This is a genomic window from Clostridium algidicarnis DSM 15099, from assembly GCF_002934235.1.
GTDB classification, from domain to species: domain Bacteria; phylum Bacillota; class Clostridia; order Clostridiales; family Clostridiaceae; genus Clostridium_L; species Clostridium_L algidicarnis.
The window spans coordinates 1-23617 of record NZ_PTIS01000025.1; the positions used below are offsets into that span (position 1 = coordinate 1).

15 protein-coding genes, 4 tRNA genes and 1 rRNA gene are annotated in these 23617 nt (G+C 29.2%); 16 read left to right on the forward strand and 4 right to left on the reverse strand.

All coding sequences use genetic code 11. From position 1 onward, the window contains the following. The 13 genes from rrf to addA all read left to right on the forward strand — a co-directional run. A 5S ribosomal RNA gene (rrf, locus tag BD821_RS12525) occupies positions 1 to 89 on the forward strand; the annotation flags it as partial. An 8-nt stretch (positions 90 to 97) separates the two neighbouring features. Next, positions 98 to 174, forward strand: a tRNA-Ile gene (locus BD821_RS12530). A 5-nt stretch (positions 175 to 179) separates the two neighbouring features. Next, positions 180 to 255 (forward strand) — tRNA-Ala (locus tag BD821_RS12535). Positions 256 to 355: 100 nt separating this feature from the next. Continuing rightward, positions 356 to 922 (forward strand): HD domain-containing protein, encoded by a 567-nt coding sequence (locus BD821_RS12540; protein WP_226104683.1) that lies wholly within the window; start codon positions 356 to 358, stop codon positions 920 to 922. 13 nt (positions 923 to 935) lie between these two features. Beyond that, positions 936 to 1451, forward strand: coding sequence for a transcription repressor NadR (locus BD821_RS12545; protein WP_104410769.1), 516 nt, complete (start codon positions 936 to 938; stop codon positions 1449 to 1451). Between the two features lie 36 nt (positions 1452 to 1487). After that, positions 1488 to 4202, forward strand: a complete 2715-nt coding sequence (locus BD821_RS12550; RefSeq protein ID WP_104410770.1) for a UPF0182 family protein — start codon at positions 1488 to 1490, stop codon at positions 4200 to 4202. 111 nt (positions 4203 to 4313) lie between these two features. Continuing rightward, a complete protein-coding gene (locus tag BD821_RS12555) occupies positions 4314 to 5705 on the forward strand; it encodes an NAD(P)/FAD-dependent oxidoreductase (RefSeq protein ID WP_104410771.1) in 1392 nt (463 codons plus the stop codon). Between the two features lie 12 nt (positions 5706 to 5717). Then, positions 5718 to 6080 carry a DUF1667 domain-containing protein gene (locus BD821_RS12560; RefSeq protein WP_029451775.1) on the forward strand — a complete coding sequence of 121 codons (363 nt, stop codon included), beginning with the start codon at positions 5718 to 5720 and terminating at the stop codon, positions 6078 to 6080. Positions 6081 to 6471: 391 nt separating this feature from the next. Continuing rightward, entirely contained in the window at positions 6472 to 7752 is a 1281-nt protein-coding gene (gene serS / locus BD821_RS12565; RefSeq protein ID WP_104410772.1) for a serine--tRNA ligase, read from the forward strand. 212 nt (positions 7753 to 7964) lie between these two features. Then, positions 7965 to 8055, forward strand: a tRNA-Ser gene (locus BD821_RS12570). Between the two features lie 38 nt (positions 8056 to 8093). After that, a tRNA-Ser gene (locus BD821_RS12575) sits at positions 8094 to 8184 on the forward strand. Positions 8185 to 8358: 174 nt separating this feature from the next. Continuing rightward, positions 8359 to 11832 (forward strand): helicase-exonuclease AddAB subunit AddB, encoded by a 3474-nt coding sequence (gene addB / locus BD821_RS12580; protein ID WP_104410773.1) that lies wholly within the window; start codon positions 8359 to 8361, stop codon positions 11830 to 11832. After that, positions 11819 to 15598, forward strand: a complete 3780-nt coding sequence (gene addA, locus BD821_RS12585) for a helicase-exonuclease AddAB subunit AddA (RefSeq protein ID WP_104410774.1) — start codon at positions 11819 to 11821, stop codon at positions 15596 to 15598. The genes addB and addA overlap by 14 nt, the downstream gene beginning before the upstream one ends. A 64-nt stretch (positions 15599 to 15662) precedes the next feature. Here addA and BD821_RS12590 read toward each other — a convergent pair whose 3' ends face one another. Together BD821_RS12590 and BD821_RS12595 are read right to left on the reverse strand one after the other, a co-directional pair. Then, positions 15663 to 16613: an AEC family transporter gene (locus tag BD821_RS12590; protein ID WP_104410775.1), complete on the reverse strand. Its 951-nt coding sequence runs from the start codon at positions 16611 to 16613 to the stop codon at positions 15663 to 15665. A 24-nt stretch (positions 16614 to 16637) separates the two neighbouring features. Then, positions 16638 to 17864, reverse strand: a complete 1227-nt coding sequence (locus tag BD821_RS12595; protein WP_104410776.1) for a CCA tRNA nucleotidyltransferase — start codon at positions 17862 to 17864, stop codon at positions 16638 to 16640. 147 nt (positions 17865 to 18011) lie between these two features. Here BD821_RS12595 and BD821_RS12600 point away from each other — a divergent pair, with 147 nt between their 5' ends. Together BD821_RS12600 and pepT are read left to right on the forward strand one after the other, a co-directional pair. Beyond that, a complete protein-coding gene (locus BD821_RS12600) occupies positions 18012 to 18980 on the forward strand; it encodes a 3'-5' exoribonuclease YhaM family protein (RefSeq protein WP_104410777.1) in 969 nt (322 codons plus the stop codon). Between the two features lie 98 nt (positions 18981 to 19078). Beyond that, positions 19079 to 20305: a peptidase T gene (gene pepT, locus BD821_RS12605; RefSeq protein ID WP_104410778.1), complete on the forward strand. Its 1227-nt coding sequence runs from the start codon at positions 19079 to 19081 to the stop codon at positions 20303 to 20305. Positions 20306 to 20416: 111 nt separating this feature from the next. Here the strand turns inward: pepT and BD821_RS12610 are convergent, their stop codons facing one another. Together BD821_RS12610 and BD821_RS12615 are read right to left on the reverse strand one after the other, a co-directional pair. Further along, positions 20417 to 21289 (reverse strand): DegV family protein, encoded by an 873-nt coding sequence (locus tag BD821_RS12610; protein ID WP_104410779.1) that lies wholly within the window; start codon positions 21287 to 21289, stop codon positions 20417 to 20419. Positions 21290 to 21573: 284 nt separating this feature from the next. Continuing rightward, entirely contained in the window at positions 21574 to 22110 is a 537-nt protein-coding gene (locus BD821_RS12615; protein ID WP_104410780.1) for a TDE2712 family protein, read from the reverse strand. Positions 22111 to 22398: 288 nt separating this feature from the next. On the opposite strand from BD821_RS12615, the gene BD821_RS12620 reads away from it, so the two are divergent. Continuing rightward, the gene (locus BD821_RS12620) at positions 22399 to 23613 is read left to right on the forward strand and encodes an exonuclease SbcCD subunit D (RefSeq protein WP_104410781.1); all 1215 of its coding nucleotides are present in this window, start codon (positions 22399 to 22401) and stop codon (positions 23611 to 23613) included. Positions 23614 to 23617: the final 4 nt, after the last annotated feature.

Below are 23617 nucleotides of genomic sequence, written 5' to 3' on the forward strand. Positions count from 1 at the left end.
CCCTTCCCATTCCGAACAGGATGGTTAAGCACTAAAGCGCTGATGGTACTACAAGGGAGGCCTTGTGGGAGAGTAAGTCGTCGCCGGGTGAAAACAAGGATCTTTAGCTCAGTTGGTTAGAGCAACCGGCTCATAACCGGTAGGTCCGGGGTTCGAGTCCCTGAAGGTCCACCAAACCTGGGGGTATAGCTCAGTTGGGAGAGCACCTGCCTTGCACGCAGGGGGTCAAGAGTTCGAGTCTCTTTATCTCCACCAAAAAGTCATGAACTTTAGTTCATGACTTTTTATTTTGTTTAAAAATAAAAAATGTAATATAAAAAATTCACTTAAAGTATATGTTTACAGAATATTAATTATGAATAAAGCTATAGTTATATTAGAATGTAAGATGGAAGGGATTGTGGATATGATTTATAGAATCAAACAATTTTTGTGGTATATAATATCTCCATTTAAACCAATAGACTATAACTTTTTAAAAAGTTATTTAGATAAAGAAGAGGTGAAGTTATTTAGTAGTTTAAAATCAGGAGAGAAACAACATTGCATAAGGGTTGCAAAGGCATCTTTACAATACATAAATAATGAAGAATCTAGTGAGATATGTAGTTCATTAGACAAGGCTTGGTTTATGAAAGTTTGCCTACTACATGATATAGGAAAGAAATTTGGAAGTCTATCTATTATAGATAAATCTTTACTAGTTATAATAAACAAACTATTTAAGGATAAGATGAATAAATATATGAATGTTAAGAAGATAGATGTATATTATAATCATCCTATAAAAGGATATGAATATCTAAAACAACTAAATAAATATGATGAAAGATTTTTATATTTAATTAAAAATCATCATAATTACAAGGTTAAGGGAGATGAAATGCTAAATATATTAGTACATTTTGATAACTTAAATTAAAAGAGGTGATATTTTGAATTCAAAGGATAGAAGACAATCAATTGAAAAAATTTTGTTAGAAGCAAATAATGCAAAAAAGGGGAGCGAACTTGCAGTAACATTTGGTGTTACAAGACAAGTTATAGTTAAGGATGTAGCATTACTAAGAGCTAGTGGTATTAATATAATAGCTACACCTGAAGGTTACATCATTCCTAAGATTCAGGTGGATTCTATTAGAAGAGTTATAGTGTTATCTCATACCAAAGATGAAATCGAAGAAGAGTTAAAAATTATAGTAAGGTTTGGTGGTGTAATAGAAGATGTAATAGTGGAACATCCCCTTTATGGTGAAATCAAAGCTATGCTTATGATAAAAACCTATGAAGACATAAAGAACTTTTTAAGTAGATTCAATTCATCTAATGCACAGCCATTATCAACACTTACATTTGGTGTGCATATACATACAATAACAGCAGAAAGTATTGAGATAATGGATAAGATAATGAGTGAGCTTAGGCATAGAGGGTTTTTAATATTAGATTAGAATAAGCTAAATTAGCTGTGAGAAAGGAGCAATATAATGAAAAGGAAGCATAAAATAATATTACCAATATTAATTTTAATTATTTTAATATTTGGTTTTATGGATGGCATAGTTAACTTTATTATTAATATAAAGTGGTTTAAAGAAGTAGGATATCTTTCAGTATATTTCAAAAAGATAACTGCTACATTAAAATTAATGGTGCCTATATTTTTAGTATGTTTTATAGGTATAATAATATATTATAGAAGTCTTAGAAAAGGTTTTATCAAAAATAAAAACATATCTCAAACAGATAAAAAGGCTACAAAGAAAGAAAATATAATTTTTTATAGCTTAAATATAATATTGTCATTTTTAATATCTTATATAACAGCTTCTAATTACTGGTATAGGATTGTTCAATTCAACAATTCCGTTGATTTTAATGTAAAGGATCCTTTGTTCAATAAGGATGTCTCTTTTTACATGTTCAAACTTCCACTTATTCAATCATTATTCAATGCTATGATGGCATTTTTAATAGTACTTTTAATTGTAACTTTTGTAGTTTATATAATTATGAGAACAAAAGATGGTGTTTATACTAAAAATTTTAAAAGACCTTTTTCAAAGGTTAAATTTATTAAAAGTGATATAACAAATTATGCAGGGAAGCAACTAGCAGTACTTTCAAGTATGTTTCTTATAATGATAGGTATATTTTATATTTTAAAGTCTTATTATTTAGTATATAGTTCAAAAGGTGTAGGTTTTGGAGCTAGTTTTACAGATGCTAGAGTTAGCCTGTACTTTTATCGAGCTATATCTGGAATAGCTATAGTATCTTCTATAGTTATTTTTGTAAGCATCATTAAGGGTAAGATAAAGCCTATAGTGATATCATTGATAGCTATGGCTGTAGTTATAATATTAGAAGGACTAACATCTACTCTAGTGCAACAATTTATGGTTAAATCAAACGAACTTGAATTTGAGAGACCGTATATTAAACAAAATATTGACTTTACACGAAAAGCATTTAATATAGATGATATTAAAGAGAGTATATTTGATGTAAAGGATGATCTCACTAAAGAAGATATAGATAAAAATAAAGATATTATTGATAATATAAAGGTTAATTCTTTTAATCCAGCTTTAGATTTTTATAATCAAGTTCAAATAATAAGATATTATTACAACTTTAAAGATATAGATGTAGATAGATATAATATAGATGACAAGTATAGTCAGGTGTTTATAGCTCCGCGTGAGATAGACTCTGACTCTATAGAACCAAATACATGGCTTAATAAGCATCTAGTGTATACTCATGGATATGGAGTCGTTATGAGTAGGGTAAATTCAGTTACAGCTGAAGGAAAGCCTAACTTTGTAATAAAAAATATACCACCTGAAAATAATAGTAATATAAAAATAGATAATCCTAGAATATATTTTGGAGAATCAACAGATTATTATGCTGTTGTAAATACAGAGCAAAGGGAATTTGACTATCCTAAAGGTGGAGAGAATGAAACAAATAAGTATGATGGAAATGCTGGAATAAATATGTCTTTTATAAATAGAATTTTATTTTCTATTAAAGAAAAGAGTATAAAGTTTATGATATCTAACGATATAAATGTAAACAGTAAGATATTAATCAATAGAAATATAATGGAAAGAGCAAAGACTATAGCTCCATTTTTGACCTATGATAAAGATCCTTATATAGTTATACAAGATGGTAAGTTATATTGGATATTAGATGCATATACTACATCTAATAAATATCCATTTTCAGAACCACATGATGATATAAATTATATAAGAAACTCTGTAAAAGTAGTTATAGATAGCTTTAATGGAGATATAAACTTTTATATATCAGATAAGAATGATCCTATAATACAAAGTTATTCTAAGATATTTAAAGGATTATTTAAAGATATAGATGATCTTCCAACCGAGTTTATTGAACACTTTAGATATCCAGAAGAAATATTTAACATTCAATGTAGTGCTTTAGGGAAATATCATATAAAAGATCCTGAAGTATTTTATAATGGAGAAGACTTATGGGAAATATCTAAAAACAAAAAGGAAACTAAAGATCAAAGCGATAATAAAGCCGAAGAAGAGAAAACCACTGAGGCATCATATATTGTTACAAAGCTCCCAAATGAAGAAAAAGAGGAAATGGTGCTTTTTGAGTATTTTAATATGAGAAGTAAGGAAAATATGGTAGCTTTATTTGGTGCTAGAATGGATGGTGACCAATATGGTAAATTAGTTTTATACAAATTTCCACCAACTAAAACCATATACAGTCCATACTTATTTAAGAATCAAATTAATCAAGACCCTAATATATCAAAAGAATTGTCATTGTGGAATACTGAAGGATCAAAGGTATACTATGGTGATACTGTAATAGTTCCTATAAAAAACTCTCTTTTATATATTGAGCCTTTATACCTTAAGGCTATTAGTAATAATAGTATACCTGAAATGAAAAAGGTAGTTGTGTATTACGGAGATAAGATGGTAATGGCTGAAAATATTGAAAAGGCTTTAGAACAAATTTTTAGTTATAAAGAAAGTGATAAGATAGATGATAAGAATACAACCACTGATGTTGAGATTATTAAAGAGGTTAGAGATTTATATTATAAGGCAGTAGATTCACAAAAAGAAGGGGACTGGGCTAAGTACGGAGAATATATGAAGGAATTAGAAAAGATTTTAAATGAAACAAGTAAATAATAATTGGGTAAGTAATAAGTAGTTTAAAAGTTATCTTCCTAGGTCAGAAAAATAGATTTAGGGAGATAACTTGAAATATTTTACTTTTACTTTATATGTAGGAGGATTAAGATGGATTATGATGTATTAGTTTTAGGTGGAGGAATAATTGGAAGTGCCGTGGCCTATGAACTATCGAAATATAATCTTAATATAGCACTTATTGAAAAGGATTATGATATAGCGGATGACGTTGCAATGGTTAATACAGATATAGTTTATGATGGAACTGAATGTAAAGATGGACTTATGGCAAAATTAGAAATGATGGGTAACAATATGATGGAGGAAGTAACATCAAAATTTAATGTGCCATTTATAAGAACAGGTTCATTAGTAATAGCTGAAGATGAAGAATCTATAAATACTATAGAAGATATTTATTTAAGAGCTAAAAAAAGAGGAATAGATAATGTTAATATAATAGATAAAAATCAGGTTTATAAAATAGAACCAAATTTAAATACAGTAGTTAAAAAGGCTCTTTATTCTAAAAGTGTAGGTATTATTAGCCCTTATGATTTAGCTATAGCATATGCTGAGGTAGCCTTTGATAATGGTGTAATATTTAGATTAGAAGAAGAAGTTTTAGATATACAAAAACTAGCTACAGGACTTAAAGTAACTACAAATAAAAATAAATTTACATGTAAAGTTGTAGTAAATACTATACCTAAAGATTTTTATCAAATAGATAATGAAAAACCTTATGATAAAGAAGAAAGTGAAATACTTACATATATGCTTTTAGATAATGAGTATAAGAACTATTTTTCAAATATAGTATTTTCATTAAAAGAAAGTGGAAAAGGTTATTCTTTACCCACATTTGGAGGAGGGCTTATTGCGGCATCTTTAACAAATGATGTTATTGATTTTAATACTACACTTAATGTTGTTTCAGAACTTGTAGGAGATATAGATAATGAAAATATAAAGACAATGTATCATTCAAAGTATTATAAAGATAATATAATTATAGATGATAGTGATATAAGTAAAGGTTATGTTAAAGTAATTGGAAGAAGTTATGCTGCAGTTACTATAGCACCTGCTATTGGAAAATTAATTTGTGAAAGCATAACTAATAGCTTAAAGAGCACAATTAAAAAGAACTTTGTAGATAAAAGAAGAGATTTTTATAAATTTAAGGAATTATCTTTAGAAGAAAAAGATCAAATAATAAAACTTGATAAAAGATATGGCAAAATGGTATGTATGTGCAATCAAATAACAGAAGGTGAGATAGTTGATAGTATAAGAAGACCACTAGGAGCAAGAACCATAGAAGGAATAAAAAGAAGGACAGGGGCTACCTTTGGAAATTGCCAAGGGGCCTATTGTTTAAGTAAGATAGTAAAGATATTATCAAGGGAAACAGATAAAAAGCTTACTGATATTCTTAAGGACTCTAAAAATTCTAAAATGCTTTTAGGAAGAATTAAAGAATTTAAAGAGATGTAGGAGGAGTATATTTTGATAGATAAAATTTTATGTAAAGAATGTGCAAAGGGCTGCATCTTAGATATATATAAAGATAACGGTAATATAGAAATAGAAGGTAATAAGTGTGATATAGGTAAGGAGTATGGAATAAAGAAGATTAAAGACAATAATGGAATATTGACCACACTTGTAAGAATAAAAGGATCTTCACAACATAATGTGGTTTCAGTTAAAAGTAGTGACGTTATAGATAAAGGATTATGGATTGAATGTTCAAAAGCTTTAAGTAGAATACATATAGGTCCACCTATAAATATAGGAGATATTATATGTAAAAATATCTTAAATACAGGTGTAGATATACTTTCTACGATAAATATAAAAAAGGATTAAATTATTAATGGTATAATATTGACATTATCTGATATAATAGATATAATGTATCAAATATATAAACTGTTGAAGAGGCTAGTATTAATATATTAGGTTGGTATTTTTAAAAGTAAACTCCGAATCTTTTTAGTTAATTTTAAAGATACATTAAGAGAATCAGTGTTAGGTGCAAACTGATACCTATATTTTAAGAATCCACCTTTGAGGGACTGTTACAAACAGTACGGGTTTTTCCGTTAAAGAATTTAAAGAGGATTAGTTTAATATTAAATTAATCAACTAGGGTGGCAACGCGGAGCTTTTCGTCCCTTATTGGATGAAGGCTCTTTTTTTATTTCCCAAAATTAATAAATAGATAAAATAATTAGAATTCAAATAAAGGAGTGTTATTATGTTAGATTTAAAAAGAATAAGAAATAATCCAAAAGATATTAAGAAGGCTCTAAATGACAGAGGTGAAAACTTTGATGTGTCTATTATAGATACTATTCTAGAGTTAGATGAGGAAAGAAGACAAATATTAATGGAGGTTGAGACATTAAAGGGAAAGAGAAATCAAGTATCTGCTTCAATACCACAGCTTAAAAAGTCAGGTGAAGATGTAGAGCTTATAATGAAGGAAATGAGAGATCTTGGAGATAAGATTAAAGAACTTGATGTTAAGGTTTCCGAAATAGATGAAAAGGTGAAATATATGATGCTTAGGATACCCAATATACCAAATCCTAAAGTACCAGATGGAAAGTCTGATGAAGATAATGTAGAGGTAAAAAGATGGTCAGATTCTACTAAGTTTAGTTTTGAACCTAAACCTCACTGGGACATAGCATCAAACCTTGATATTATTGATTTTGAAAGAGCAAGTAAGGTAACAGGTTCAAGGTTTGCTATATATAAAGGACTTGGTGCAAGACTTGAAAGAGCTGTAATAAATTACTTTTTAGATAAGCATATTTATGATAATGGATATACTGAAATACTCCCACCATTTATGGTTAATAGAGAAAGTATGACAGGTACAGGTCAACTTCCAAAGTTTGAAGAGGATGCATTTAAACTTTCTAATGAAGATTATTTTCTTATACCAACAGCAGAGGTTCCTGTAACTAATATGTATAGAGATGAGACTTTTAATGGAGATATATTACCTATAAAGTATTGTGCTTATAGTGCTTGCTTTAGAGCAGAGGCTGGATCTGCTGGAAGAGATACAAGAGGACTTATAAGACAACATCAATTTAATAAGGTAGAGCTAGTAAAGTTTTGTAAGCCAGAGAATTCTTATGAAGAACTTGATAAACTTATAGTTGATGCTGAATCAGTGCTTCAAGGTTTGAATCTTCCTTATAGAATGGTAAGAATATGTAAGGGTGATTTAGGGTTTACAGCTGCATTAAAATATGACCTAGAGGTTTGGATGCCAAGCTATAATAGATATGTAGAAATATCAAGCTGTAGTAATTTTGAAGACTTCCAAGCAAGAAGGGCTAATATTAAATACAAGGAAACTCCAAAGGATAAACCTAAGTTTGTTCATACAATTAATGGATCAGGCCTTGCCATTGGAAGGACTGTAGCTGCAATACTTGAAAATTTCCAAAGAGAAGATGGAACCGTAGAGATTCCAGAAGTATTAAGACCTTATATGGGTAAAGAAGAATTTATCAAGTAATTCTTAGACTATAAAAGTTAAAATAAATTAACGAAAATTTTAGCCGTGGTAAAGTAACTTTTGCCATGGCATTTTTATTTTATCCGCTTATAGTTATATATGGATATTATAAAAGGACTTTAGTGATGTATTTAGACAAAAGATAAATAATTTAAAACTAAATGTTGACATAATTAAACTTGGCTGATATAATAATTATTGTTGCAAGATGTGGAAAGATGGTCGAGTTGGTTTAAGGCACCGGTCTTGAAAACCGGCGTACGGGTGACCGTACCTAGGGTTCGAATCCCTATCTTTCCGCCATTTTTTATTTAATACAAAATAAAAATTTTTAGCTGCGTGGAGAAGTACTCAAGTGGCTAAAGAGGCGCCCCTGCTAAGGGCGTAGGTCGGGAAACCGGCGCGAGGGTTCGAATCCCTCCTTCTCCGCCAAAACACCTAACTTTTAAGTTAGGTGTTTTTTGTCGTATAAAGTCGTAAAATTAAGAACGAATGTTTGTTGATACTTAATTGTTTAAAGGATATAATTTAATTAATGGAATATAAGATAAAAACAATAGGAAAAGTAAAATTAAAGAATTATAAATATAAAATAGGGGTGAATTTATGAGCTTGAGATTCATTTATGGAAGGGCTGGTTGTGGTAAAAGCACATTTTGCCTAGATCAAATAAGAAATAAAATTGAAAAGAATACAGATAATAAACTTATATTACTAGTACCAGAGCAATTTTCATTTCAAGCTGAAAAGGATCTTTTAGATAGTATAGGTGAAAGAGCCTTATATAAAGCAGAAGTTTTAAGCTTTAAAAGAATGAGTAATAAGATATTAGATCAGGTTGGTGGGTCTGCTCATAAGAGAATGAATGATGCAGGAAAGAATATGCTTATATACAAGGTATTAGATGAAACTTCAGATAAGTTAAAGTTTTTCTATAAAGCTAGTAAACAACAAGGATTTGTAGATATACTTTCAGAACTTATCACAGAATTTAAGAAGTATAATGTAACACCTAATGTTATAAATGAATCTTTAAGTAAAATAGAAGATTTAGAGCTTAAAAATAAATTAGAAGATATTTCATCTATTTATGAAGGCTTTCAAGGATATCTTGAACCAGGATACTTAGATGCTGAAGATGAATTAACTATACTTTCTAGGAAGCTAGATGAAAGTGATTACTTTAATGATGTAGAAATATGGATAGATGAATTTACTACATTTACCCCACAACAATATAGCATAATAGAAAAGTTACTTCAAAAAGCTAAAAGAGTAAATGTATCTCTAAATTCAGATATGTTAAATGGCTATAATGATGTAGATAATACAGATGTATTTTCAATTACTAAGGTTACAGAAAAGAAGTTACTAAACATAATTGAAAGAAGTGGAGTAGGCTATGAAAAGCCTATAGATTTAAATAAAGAAGCTTGCCCGAGATTTTGTGAAAGTAAAGAACTTAGGCATATAGAAAAACACTTTTTTTCATTTCCTTATAAGTATTATAACTTACCGGTAGAGAAGTTAAGAATGTATAAGGCATTAAATACTTATGATGAAGTTGAAAAGGTAGCAAGAAGCATAGTAGCAGAAATACGTGATAAAGATTATAGGTTTAAGGATATAGCTGTTGTATGTAGAGAAATTGAAAGTTACGAAAGAATAGTATCTGTAATCTTTAAAGAATATAATATCCCATTTTTCTTAGATAAAAAAAGGGACGTTACAGATAATCCATTAGTTGTGCTTATAACATCGGCTTTTGATGTATTCATAAAGAATTGGTCCTATGAGTCTGTTTTTAGATACCTTAAAACGGGTATTGTAAAGATACAAAGAGAAGATATAGATTTATTAGAGAATTATGTATTAGCTTATGGCATAAGAGGATTTCATTGGGTTAATGATGAATTTTGGAGATTTGGCTTTGATAAGGATAAAGAAATAAGTGTATCTGATATAGAAAAGTTAAATAAAATAAATGAGATTAAAGATATGGTAAGAGAACCTTTATTAAAATTACAATCTTCAATTAAAGATGATAATAGTATATTTAATATTTGCAGTAACTTATATGAATTTTTAAATGAAATAGGAGCTTTAGATACTATAGAAGAGTGGTCAGAAAAGTTTTCAAAAGCTGGAGATCAAGAAAAGTCTGATGAATATGGTCAAATTACAGATATTGTAATACAGGTACTAGATCAAATGGTAGAAATTATGGGAAGAGAGAAAGTAAAACTAGATAAGTTTGTAACCATTTTAAACGTAGGATTCGAAAAACACAAGATGGGGTTAATACCCATATCCTTAGACGAGGTATTAGTTGGAGATATAGGTAGAGTTAAAAGTCATGAGGTTAAATCACTTTATATAATTGGAGTAAATGATGGGGTATTTCCTGGAAGCTCTAGAGAAGAGGGGATACTTTCAGATTTTGATCGGAATATGCTAAAAGACTATGGTATAGAACTTGCAGCTGATACTAAAACACAAGCCTTTGAAGAACAATTTTTAGTTTATACCTCCCTTAGTTTATCAAAGGAATATATTATGCTAACATATCCTATGGCTGATTTTGAGGGTAAGGCTTTAAGACCATCTATTATAATATCTAGAATGAAAAAGTTATTTCCAAAGCTTGTAGAGGAAAGTGACATTATTAAGGTTAATGAGGATAACTTTGAATATATAGTATCTCCACAGCCTACATTTAATAATCTTATATCTACATTAAGAAGGAATTTTGAAGGGGAAGAAACAGAAAAGATATGGTCTGAGGTGTATTATTGGTACAAAGATAAAGAGCAATGGAAAGACAAGATGTCTTCAGTATTTAAAGGACTTAAGTATAATAACCTAGTAGAAAAGGCAGATGAAAGTAAGATAAAAGCCCTATATATGAAACCTTTTAATTTTGATGTATCAAGAATAGAAAAGTATGCTGAATGCCCTTTTGCATATTATGTACAATATGGACTCAAGGCTAGAGATAGAAAGATATATGAGTTTTCAGCTCCTGACATAGGAAGCTTTATGCATGAGGTAATAGATAAATTTTCTGATAGGGTAAAAGAAGAAAATTTAAGCTTTAGAGAACTTGATATAGATTGGTCTAAAAGGGCTATTGATGAGCTAGTGGAAGAAACTATTGAAGAAAAGAACGCTATATTAAAAAGCTCTGCAAAGTACAAATATATGGCAGGTAGGATGAAAAGAATAATATCAAAGTCCATAATGGTAATTTCAGAACATATAAAAAGAAGTAGCTTTGATCCAATAGCTAATGAATTAAAATTTGGACTTGGACACAAGGATTTAAAGCCTATAGAAATTTTCTTACCATCAGGGGAGAAGGTTACGTTACAAGGCAGAATAGATAGGGTAGACGGCATGGGGTTAGATGATAAGGTATATATAAGAATCATCGATTACAAGACAGGAAACAAAGAGTTTTCGCTATCTGATGTGTATTATGGACTTCAGCTTCAACTTTTAGTATATCTTGAAGCCATATTAGAAAATGCAGATAAATTTGTAGAGTCAAATGCTCTTCCAGGTGCCATATTATATTTTAGAATAGATGATCCGATAGTAAAGGCGAGAAGAGGACTAGAGGAAAAAGACATTGAAAATCTTATATTAAAAAAGCTTAAAATGCGAGGCCTTTTATTAGCTGATGCTAAAGTAGTAAAGGAAATGGATAATGGTATAGATGGATATTCTCTAATAATTCCAGCTAGGATGAATAAAGATGGTTCACTTGGTAAGTCTTCTGCTATAACATTAGAACAATTTGATATATTAAGAGAATATGTAAAAGAAACCTTAGTTAGATTATGTGATGAAATGTTAAGTGGAAATATAAGCATATCACCTATAAAAAAGGATAAGTATACAAGTTGCAGTTACTGTAAGTTTTCAGCTATATGTCAGTTTGATTCAACTGTTAAAGGAAATAAATATGAAAACATAAATAAAAAGACTGATGAAGAGGCATTAGAACTTATATATAAAGCTGTATCTGATAGGTTACTTATTGAGGCTAAGGGAGGTAATGATGATGGGAGAAACTAAATGGACTAAGGAACAAGAAAGAGCCATTACTAAAAGGGGTTCTAATCTTTTAGTAGCAGCTGCTGCAGGCTCAGGAAAAACAGCAGTGTTAGTTGAAAGAATAATAAGGATGATAACGGATAAAGAAAATCCTGTAGATATAGATAAGCTTTTAGTAGTTACATTTACCAATGCTGCAGCATCTGAAATGAGAGAAAGAATTGGCGAGGCAATATCAAAAAAATTAGATAAAGAGCCTGATTTAAAGATATTGCAAAGGCAGCTTACCCTTTTAAACAGAGCCAATATAACAACAATGCATTCCTTTTGTCTTGATATAATAAAAAATAACTTTCATTATATAGATTTAGATCCAAACTTTCGTATTGCAGATGTAACAGAAGCGATTTTGCTAAAGCAAGAAGTTATGGAAGACTTATTTGAAGATAAATATGAAAAAGAGGATGAGGACTTTACAATTTTAATGGAATGTTACACCACAGGTAAGGATGATGTCTACCTTAAGTCTATAATAGATGATCTTTATGATTTTTCTATGAGTGGTCCTTGGCCTCACACATGGTTAAGAGAAAAGGCTGAAGATTTTAATATAGATGAAAGCTTTGATATAGGAACTTCACCTTGGGGTAAGGTTATAATTAATAATATAAATTTAGAATTAAAGGGTCTTAAGGAAAAGTTAATAGACGCATTAAATATATGTGAAACATCTATAGGCCTAGATCCATATAAAGAAACTATATTAGAAGACTTAGATATTATTGAAACTTTAATAATAGCATCAAAAGAAGGCTTTGAAGAAATTTATAAAGAAATCTTAAATCTTAAGTTTAAGACTATTAAAAGATGCTCAAAGGAAGCGGACAAAGAGTCCCAAAAGGTGGTTAAAGACTTAAGAGATGAAGTTAAAAAAAGGACAAAAAAGATAACGGAAGATTATTTTATAGATTCACCAGAAGATATTAAAGGTAGCTTAAAAGAAATGTACGTTGTTATGAAATCCTTAGTGGAAGTTACTATAGACTTTGATAATAGATACAAAGAAAAGAAAAGAGAAAGAGGTTTGCTTGACTTTAATGATTTAGAACACTTTTCCCTTGAAATATTAACAGCTGTAGATGAGGAGGGAAATGTAGAACCGTCTAGCGTAGCAAAGGAACTTAAGGTTAAGTTTTCTGAAGTATTAGTAGATGAATATCAAGATAGCAATAGTGTTCAAGAAACTATAATAAATATGGTCTCAAGAAAACATGATGATAATCCTAATGTATTTATGGTAGGAGATGTGAAACAAAGTATCTATAGGTTCAGGCAAGCAAAACCAGAACTCTTTATGGATAAGTATAGAAGTTATTCTATAGAAGAAGATAAAGGTGATGATAATAAAAAGATACTACTTTATAAAAACTTTAGAAGTAGACTTGAAGTTATAAATGCAGTAAATTATATCTTCAAAAAGATAATGTCAAAGGAAGTTGGAGAGCTTGATTATGATTCTAAAGAAGCTCTAAATTTAGGGGCAACTTTTGAAGATATAAAAGAACCCTACGTTATGGTAGGTGGAGATGTAGAGCTTAATATAATCGATAGAGGTGGTAAAGAGCTTACTGAGTCAGATGAAGATGAGGAAAGTTACAATACTAATGATGACTCCTTAGATGAAGAAGAACTAGATAAGATTCAGCTAGAGGCAAGGCTAGTTTCGAAAAAGATAAAGGCTTTAATAAACCCAGGTGATGGAGAAGTATTTAAGGTTTATGATAAAAATATAAAAGGATATAGACCTATAATGTGTAAAGATATAGTAATACTTATGCGGTCTACAGCAAATTTTGCGCCAACATTTGTAGAAGAACTTGGACTTGAAAGTATACCTGTATATGCAGATTCAGCAGCAGGGTATTTTCAAACTGTAGAAGTAAGAACTATAATGTCATTACTACAAGTAATAGATAATCCTCTTCAAGATATACCTATGATCTCAGTTTTAAGATCTCCCATATTTTCCTTTACTCCAGAAGAACTAATAGATCTTAGAATATATAATAGAGAAAAGTACTTTTATGAGTCTTTAAAAGAAATTGCAAATAGTGAAGAAGAGATTTTAAAAGAAGATAATCAATATAAATATGAAGAGAATTTAAAGTCAAAATGTAAATATGTGATTGAATCTATTGAAAAGTGGAGAGAAAGATCTATCCATGATTCTATAGATGAATTTATTTGGTATTTATATAGTGATACTTCTTATTATGGGTTTGTAAGGGCTATGCCTAATGGAGCTCAAAGGCAGGCTAATCTTAAGATACTATTCCAAAGAGCAAGGCAATATGAAAAGACTAGCTATAAGGGCTTATTTAACTTCATAAACTTTATAAATAAATTAAGAAAGACTAGTGGAGATATGGGAAGTGCTAAGATACTTAGTGAAAATGAAGATGTGGTTAGAATAATGAGTATCCATAAAAGTAAGGGTCTAGAGTTTCCAGTAGTTATACTTGCAGGCTGCGGAAAGAATTTTAATATGATGGATCTTAATAAGCCAATATTATTTCATGAGGAGCTTGGTTTTGGACCAGACTATATAGATGTCATAAAGCGTATTTCATACTCTACTATGGCTAAGCAATCTATAAGACGGAAGATAAAGCTTGAAACTTTATCAGAAGAAATGAGGATATTATATGTAGCCTTTACTAGAGCCAAAGAAAAATTAATAATAACAGGCTCTGTACCAAACATTGAAAAGTCAGCTCAAAAATGGTGTCATAGTGCCATGAATTCTGTAGAAAAGATAGCGCCTTTTGAAACTATAAAGGCAAAGACTTATTTAGATTGGATAGGAATGGCTATGGTAAAACATCCAAGTGGTAATGTATTAAGAGAAATAGCAGATATAGATATGGAAGACATAGACTTTAAGGATGAGTCCATGTGGAATATACAACTTTGGAACAAGGATATAATATTAGGGGACATAGAAGAAATAAAGGTTGAAGAAGATATAGAAGATATAGATCTTAAAGAAAATGAAAATATATATAAAGAAGAGATAGAAAGAAGACTTGGATATATATACCCTTATGCTTATTCATCCTCTATGCCTGCTAATATATCTGTTTCAGATCTAAAAAAGCAGTATTATGATGAAGAGATAAATAATAATGTTAGTAGCATATATAAAACAGAGACACTTAAAAAGCCTAAGTTCTTACAAGAAGATAAAGGTCTATCAGCATCAGAAAAGGGAACAGCTATGCATTCTGTAATGCAACATATAGATTTAGATAAGACACTCAACATACAAGATATAAAGACTCAATTAAATTATCTAGCCATAAAAGAATTTTTAACAAAAGAAGAAATAGAGTCAGTAAAACCACATAAGATATTAAAGTTTTTTGAAAGTGATTTAGGTAAAAGACTTTTAAAGGTATATAATGATTCTGGAAATGTTAAAAGAGAAATGGACTTTTATATGGATATACCAAGTACAATTATAAATAAAGACCTTCCAAAGCTATATGAAAATGAAAAAATAAGGCTTCAAGGTATAATTGATTGCTACTTTGAAGAGGAAGATGGATTAGTATTAATAGATTATAAGACAGATTATGTAGGTGAGGATGGGGTAGAACCTATAAAAGATAGATATAAAATTCAATTAAAGTATTATGAAGATGCTTTAGTTAAGATAACAGGAAAGAAAGTTAAAGAAAAGTATTTATATCTTTTTTATAATGAAGAAGTTGTAAAGTTAGATTAAGATATAGGATTAAGATATAATAGTTCAATGTGCAAATAACATGGCATATTGAACTATTATCTTTTTAAAATAAATATATAAATAAAAGCATGTACAAAGGTATAAATATAAGACTTGCAAGGTTTGAAAGTGTTCCCATTACAGTAGCATATTTGTAATCAACGTTGTAAGATTTAGAAACTATAGCAATCTGAGTCATAACAGGCATTGCAGATTCTATAATAAATACTTTAGCCATAAGTTCTGGAATAGGAAATAGCTTTATAATAGTAAAGGTTACTAAAGGGGATATTATAAATCTACCCATGAATATAAATAGTGAATCTTTACCTATATTAAAGTCATTATGATTTAGAGTACTTAAAGTCATACCAATAAATAAGGTTGATATAGGTGTAGTTAGATTTCCAAGGTACTTAAATCCATCTAAAAGAAAGCTAGGTAAACTTATATTAAAAAGTATAAGTAATACAGAGATTCCAAAGGCTATTAAAGGTGGAGAGAGAATACTCTTTAAGGAGCTTATATAAGAAAACTTTTTGTCACCTACAAGACCACTATCTTTTTTTATACTATGTACACCCACAGTCCAAAACATAAAAGTATTTACAATATAATATAAAAGTACATAAGGAATAGCCTCGTCCCCAAACAAAGATATATTAACAGGAAGACCTATAAATATTGTATTAGAAAGAAAAAACATAGTACTAAAAGTACCCCTTTTTTGATTAGGTACTTTTAAGATAAGTGCAAGTATTTTACTTAAAAAAAAGGTCAGTATCATAGAAATAAAGGGTATTAAAAGTCCTATGCTAGATGATGTTAAGTCTTCTTTAGTAAATGAAGTAGTAAGATTATATATCATAAAGCATGGTAGAGATAGCTTTATAACAAGTTTTGAAAATAAGATAGGGGTATCTTCATTAAACCAATTTCTTTTACTTAAATAAAAACCTATAAAAATCAAGAAGAATATAGTAAGAAGACTTTGTAAAGACTTAAGTATAATCATGGAAAACATCCTTCCTATTTTAAATTAAATTGTATCTTTAAGAATAGATATTAAGGAATCTTTGTCATTTAGCTCAGGTTTTTTAAAAACAATATCTAAAGCTTTATTAAGCATTATTCCTATATCCTTTCCAGATGGTACACCTAAAGATTTAATATCATTTCCAGTAACCTTCAAATCTTTTAAAGTTAAAGGTTCATTATTTTTAATAATATCATTAAATTGTTTATTTATACTTTTAATTTTACATATACCTTCTTTATGGTTTTCAGATTTAGCTATTATTTCTTCAAAATATAAATAATCAGAAAAGAGGTCCAATCCTAATTTGTTTATAAAAACCTTTATATCATATTTACTTAGAAGTTTATTATAGCAATTCTTATTCAAATTTAGATGTAAAATTAAATTCAATGTTTTATTATCTAATTTTAATTTATCTAGTATGGATCTAGTAATATCCTTATTATCTTTACACAAGTAATATATAAATAAACTGTATCTAATACCAAGATGGTGTTTAGAAATCTTTATTGAATTTATAAGGTTGTTTATATCATAAAAATCAGTACCAAAAAGGCTATATATCATAGATGTACTAGATAAATAGGTTATCCCCTTATCTGGGCTTTTAGATAAAAGTAGTTTAGATATTTCCTCGGTAATACGTTCCTTACTTACATTTTTTATAAGGTAGTTATTTTTTATTAATGCATCAAGCGTACTTTTATCTATTTCAAAGTTTAACTGTGAGCTAAATCTAATGGCTCTTAACATTCTAAGTGCATCTTCATTAAATCTTTTATTTGCATCACCTACAGAGGTTATATTTTTTAGGCTTAAATCCTTTCTTCCATTAAAGGGATCTACTAGTCCAAATGTGTGATTATAAGCCATAGAATTTATAGTAAAATCTCTTCTTGATAAATCCTCCTTTATAGAATTTACAAATTTAACGGAGGAAGGTCTCCTAAAGTCTTTATAGTCATCTTCTACTCTGTAAGTTGTAACTTCAAAATGCTCTTTTTCAATTATCACAGTTATGGTTCCATGTTTTAAGCCAGTGGGTATAGAGTTCTGGAAGATGTTCATTATATCAAAAGGCAGGGCATTAGTAGTTATGTCCCAATCTTTTGGAGTTATATTAAGTAGGGAATCTCTAACGGAACCTCCTACAATAAATGCTTCGAAGTTATTGTCTATTAGTTTATTTATTATAAAATCAACTTTTGAAGGTAGATTTATATACATATAAGTTATCACCTCTTAATATTCATAATATAGTAGTTAGAATTATAAAACAATAAAGTATGATATAATTATATAAGAATAATAGAGCGAGTTTATGATTTTTAACATGATTTACATTTACCCTATTAATTATAATTTAAAGTGAGGATGATTATAGTGGAAGTTAACAATATAAGTATAAGTGATTTTGAACCAGGAGCTAAGATAGAAGGCTACTACATGATTAGAGCAGTAGATACTAAGACAACTAATTCAAATAACAAGAAGTATCTAGATTTTAGTCTATGTGATAAAACAGGAGAAATAAATGCAAAGCTTTGGGAAGTGCCAGCTTTGAGTGAAGATAAATATAAAGGAAATACTGTTGTAAAAATAAAAGGTTCTATATTGTCTTGGCAAGGTGCTCTTCAACTTAAGATAGAAAGAATAAGAAATATTAATGATGAAGATAAGATAAATGTAGAGGATTTTGTTCAAGCAGCACCATTAAAACCAGAATTTATGTATGATGAGATACTAGGATATATAAATAACATGGAAGATAAAGATATTAAAGATATTGTAAAATATATCTTTGAAGAAAATAAGGAAAAGTTACAATACTATCCAGCTGCAAAGAAAAATCATCATGCCATAAGATCAGGACTCCTCTTTCATGTTATGACCATGATTCACATGGCAGAAAAGTTATCTGAAATATATACATTTTTAAATAAGGACTTATTATATGCAGGGGTTATACTTCATGATATGTCTAAAATTGAAGAGATGAATTCTAATGATTTTGGAATAGTTGACGAATATACAGTTGAAGGTCAGCTTTTAGGACATATAACACAAGGTGTTAAAAACATAGAAGTAGTAGCAGAAAAATTAGGTACAAATAAAGAAGTTTCTATGTTACTACAACACCTTGTACTGTCACACCATTATGAACCTGAATATGGGAGTCCAGTAAAACCCATGATAGCTGAGGCAGAAATGCTACATTATCTAGATATAGTAGATGCAAGAATGTATGATATTAAAAAGGTATTAAAAGATACGGAAAAGGGTAACTTCTCCGAAAGGTTATGGTCACTTGAAAATAGAAGAATATATAACCCGAAATTATAAAAAGTGTAACCAAAAGTTATAAAACGCATAAGCAAAGTTTAATATGAAAATAAAGTAACTAAAGCATACAAAAATTTTTATATAAAGGGGATATGATTATGTCAAAGGTAGTAGAAAAGTTTTTAAAATATGTAAAGTTTGAAACAAAGTCCGATGAAACTACAGGTAAAACTCCTAGCACAGAAGGACAAATTATACTTGCAAAAGAATTGTGTAAAGAGCTTCAACTTATGGGGATGAAAGAACCATCTGTAGACGATAATGGATATGTAATGGCAACATTACCTTCTAATTTGAATAAGGTTGTTCCAACTATAGGATTTATTGCTCATATGGATACTTCACCAGACATGTCAGGGAAAAGTGTAAAACCTCAAATTATTGAAGATTATAAAGGTGGAGACATAATTTTAAATAAAGACTTAAACATTATATTATCAAAAAAAGATTTTCCCGAGATAGAAAATTATATAGGTAAGACACTAATAACTACAGATGGAACCACTCTTTTAGGTGCAGATGATAAGGCAGGTATTGCAGAGATAATGGCAGCTATGGAATATTTAATAGATCATCCAGAAATAAAGCACGGAGAAATAAAGCTTGGATTTACTCCAGATGAAGAAATTGGTGAAGGTGCAGATCATTTTGATGTAGAAAGGTTTGCTGCGGATTTTGCTTACACTATAGATGGTGGTAAGATAGGTGAGCTTGAATATGAAAACTTTAATGCTGCAGGAGTTAAGGTAGTCATTAATGGAAGGAATATTCATCCAGGAAATGCTTATGGAAAAATGATAAATTCTATAACTATAGCTAGTGAATTCATGGCAATGCTACCTTCAAATGAGGTACCAGAAAAGACTAAAGGATATGAAGGTTTCTATCTTTTAACAAATATAACAGGAGAGGTAGAAAAGACTACATTAAGTTATATAATAAGAGATTTTGATAAAGATAACTTTGAAAAGAGAAAAGAGAATATAAAAAGTATAGGTAAAACTATAAATGATAAATATGGCATGGATATTATAGAAGTAAAGGTAAAGGATCAATACTATAATATGAAAGAAAAGATAGAGCCTGTAAAACATGTGGTAGATATAGCATTTAAGGCTATGGAACAGGTAGGAGTAACTCCTATCGTAATACCAATAAGAGGTGGAACAGATGGAGCAAGACTTTCATATATGGGACTTCCAACTCCTAATATATTTGCTGGTGGAGAAAACTTTCATGGTAAGTATGAGTTTATATGTAAAGAATCCATGGAAAAGGCAGTGGAAGTTATAATAAAGATAGTAGAACTTTATAGTGAAAAGTAATTAAGATATTAGATTTAGATAAGCTTTAATTATTAAAAGTTAGATGTAAGTTTAAAAGGTATTAATCTATAAATATGATTTATAGATTAATACCTTTTATTTTATAATGTTTTATAAAGATCTATTATTGCCAATAAAGAATAATGTAAGGATTCCAGGACCAGAGTGAGATCCTATGGCCTGGCCTACAAAGTTTATTTTAAACCCCTTAACTTTAAATTCTCTTTCGATTAAAGACTTTAGGAAAAGTGCATCATCTAAGCAATCACCATGGCTTATAAAAATTATTTGATCCTCAGGGTTCACAACTCTATCTTTGAAGGTATCAAACAAGGTTCTTATAGCTTTCTTTCTACCTTTTACTTTAGTAAAGGGTATAAGTTCTCCTAGATCATTTACGTAAAGTATAGGTTTAATATCAAGTATTGTTCCAACAAAAGCACTAGTAGGAGATATCCTCCCACCTCTTTTTAGGTGATTCAAGTCATCTACAGTAAAAAAGTGATTTACCTTAAGCTTGTTATCTTCAACCCAGGCTATGATTTCATCTTTAGAGCAGCCATTATTAAGCATTTCATATGCATGATAAACTATAAGACCTACCCCCAGTGAAGCTGAACGCGTATCTATAATGGTTATATCAGCATCAGGATATTTTTCTAATATCTCACTTTTAGCAATAAGCGAACTATTATATGTTCCACTTAAAGCAGAAGAAAATGCTAGGTAAATTATAGATTTATTTTCTTTTACATGCTTTTCAAATGCTTCAAAGAATCTGTATGAGTTTATTTGAGATGTAGTAGGCATTTCACCATTTCTTACACCATCATAGAAGGCTTTATAGCTTAAGGTTTGTCCGAAGTCTTCCACATAGTCATTTCCTTTAAAGTTAGAAACTAATCCTAGAAATGGCACCTTTGCATCCCTAATGTAGTCTAAAGGAAGATCACAACTAGAATCCGTAATTATAACTATATCCATATATAATCTCCTTGCTTAAATTATTTTGTAGTATGTTCTCTTATTTAAATAACGTATAATAAAAACTATTTTTACAGCCTATTTTACTATTATATCATTATAAATTAAGTCTAAACAAGTTTTATAAATACAATAGACCTAGATTATGTAAGTTTAAAAGTTAATTAATATATAATAATAAAGATCTTAACTTTCATATATATTTATATATGAAAACAGCTACCTATTGGATGCTAATAAACATAGCAAGCTAAAGGTAGCTATTTAATGTAAAAACCAATGTTTTATTTTAATAATTCTACAAGCTTTTCTTCTATGTATGATTTTAATTCCTTTTCACCTATAAACACATTGTCATCAATATCGCTAGGTTTTACTCTAAAGAAATTAATTACAAGTTTGTTTTCTTTTATGAAGTATTCATCTAAATGTAGTGGTGAGAAAACAACTTCTAAAGTATCATATTTGTTTTGAGGAACCTTTTCATTTAGTATATCTACAAGGTAATCTAAGTTTAATTTTTTTAATGGACTTATCATAAGATTTACATATTCTAAGTCTTCCATCATCCACATATTATTATTCCAGAATCTTTTTTCTTTTTTATTCCCATCTGATAGAATCTCTCTATTTTTTATAGCACTTAAAACCTTTCTTACAGACTCCTCATTAAATTCTTCATCGTAAGCTATTTTAAATGCATCCATTTTAGCTACATCATAAAAAAATACTTCAGCTACCTTTTCTCTCTCACTAGTTGCCTGCCAAAAATATAGCATAGCTTCTAATACATCAACATTCTTTTTAATAGTTTGTAACATTTATATATCCTCCTTCTAAAAACCTTATATAATAATATTTCTATAATGTTTTCTAAAAACCTTTAAATAATTAAATTTAATTATTTAATATGTTAAGAATAAGACTTAATTATTCAAAAGGTTAAAAATAACACTTAAAATATCTAATCTAAAAGTATATTAACTAACAAGGGTTTTGTTTAATCCACATAGAAATAGATAAATATAAGAGTTATCCACAACTTTATTTATTTTAACACTAATATTGTGAATGATTTTTTATTTTAAAAGAAAGGCCGTGAATAATTTATGAAAATTATGCACACATCTGACTGGCATTTAGGAAAATATTTAGATGGCATAAAAAATAGTAGGCTTGAAGAGCAAGAAAAGTTTCTAAATGAACTTATTAGTATAGTAGAAAAGGAAAGTATAGATATGATTATAATAGCTGGAGATATATATGATAATGGAAATCCTCCAGCTAAGGCAGAAAGATTATTATATGAATCACTAAAAAAACTTAGTAATAATGGTAAAAGGCCTATAATAATAATAGCGGGTAATCATGATAATCCTGAAAGACTTATGTCCATAAGCCCACTTGCTTTAGAATATGGAATAATTATAATAGGTACACCTAAAAACATAGTTGAAATAGGTAGATATGGTGTTTGTAATGTAGTGGATTCTGGAGAAGGATTTATAGAGATAGAGCTAAATGGTGAAAAGGCTGTAATAATAACATTAGCTTATCCTAGTGAAAAGAGACTTAATGAAGTATTTATATTTGAAGATGACGATAATGAGAGAATGGTTAGCTACTCAGAAAAGATAGGAGAAATTTTCAACAACCTTTCAAAAAATTATCGTGAAGATACTATAAACATAGCTACTTCACATATCTTTGTAAATGGTGGCATAACATCAGATTCTGAGCGGAGTATAGAACTTGGAGGTAGCCTTGCGGTAAGTGCCTTAAATTTGCCAAAGAAGGCTCAATATATAGCATTAGGACATCTGCATAGGCCTCAAAGAGTTGGAAATACAAGCAATGCTTATTATGCAGGATCTCCTATTCAATACAGCAAAAGTGAAGTTAATTATGCTAAATCTGTATATAAGGTAGAGGTAGTTCCTAAAAAGGAAGCTAAGGTTGAAAGAATACTTTTAAGTAATTATAAGCCTATTGAAATATGGAAGTTTGAAAGTATAGAAGAGGCTATTGAAAAGTGTAAAAATGAATCTAATAGAGATTGCTGGGTTTATATTAAGGTTAAAACAGATGAGTATATAAATCAGGAATATATAAAACTTATGAATGAATATAAGAAGGATATAATTGAAATAATTCCAGATATAAAGGAAAGAGAAGAAAGTGAAAACCCTACTGAAGATTTAAGAGAAAGGTCTATGAAAGAAAAGTTTAGTGACTTTTATCTAAAACAAAAAGGATATGATATAAGTGATGAACTTTTAGAATTATTTTTGTCTATCGTAAGTGAGGATGAAAAAGAAGATTAGGAGT

What these genes read in the sequence shown, in the direction of transcription:
- BD821_RS12540 (WP_226104683.1), top strand. Translation starts at nt 356, where the DNA reads ATGAATAAAGCTATAGTTATATTAGAATGTAAGATGGAAGGGATTGTG.
- BD821_RS12550 (WP_104410770.1), top strand. Translation starts at nt 1,488, where the DNA reads ATGAAAAGGAAGCATAAAATAATATTACCAATATTAATTTTAATTATT.
- BD821_RS12555 (WP_104410771.1), top strand. Translation starts at nt 4,314, where the DNA reads ATGGATTATGATGTATTAGTTTTAGGTGGAGGAATAATTGGAAGTGCC.
- serS (WP_104410772.1), top strand. Translation starts at nt 6,472, where the DNA reads ATGTTAGATTTAAAAAGAATAAGAAATAATCCAAAAGATATTAAGAAG.
- addB (WP_104410773.1), top strand. Translation starts at nt 8,359, where the DNA reads ATGAGCTTGAGATTCATTTATGGAAGGGCTGGTTGTGGTAAAAGCACA.
- addA (WP_104410774.1), top strand. Translation starts at nt 11,819, where the DNA reads ATGGGAGAAACTAAATGGACTAAGGAACAAGAAAGAGCCATTACTAAA.
- BD821_RS12590 (WP_104410775.1), bottom strand. Translation starts at nt 16,613, where the DNA reads ATGATTATACTTAAGTCTTTACAAAGTCTTCTTACTATATTCTTCTTG.
- BD821_RS12595 (WP_104410776.1), bottom strand. Translation starts at nt 17,864, where the DNA reads ATGTATATAAATCTACCTTCAAAAGTTGATTTTATAATAAATAAACTA.
- BD821_RS12600 (WP_104410777.1), top strand. Translation starts at nt 18,012, where the DNA reads ATGATTATAGTGGAAGTTAACAATATAAGTATAAGTGATTTTGAACCA.
- pepT (WP_104410778.1), top strand. Translation starts at nt 19,079, where the DNA reads ATGTCAAAGGTAGTAGAAAAGTTTTTAAAATATGTAAAGTTTGAAACA.
- BD821_RS12610 (WP_104410779.1), bottom strand. Translation starts at nt 21,289, where the DNA reads ATGGATATAGTTATAATTACGGATTCTAGTTGTGATCTTCCTTTAGAC.
- BD821_RS12615 (WP_104410780.1), bottom strand. Translation starts at nt 22,110, where the DNA reads ATGTTACAAACTATTAAAAAGAATGTTGATGTATTAGAAGCTATGCTA.
- BD821_RS12620 (WP_104410781.1), top strand. Translation starts at nt 22,399, where the DNA reads ATGAAAATTATGCACACATCTGACTGGCATTTAGGAAAATATTTAGAT.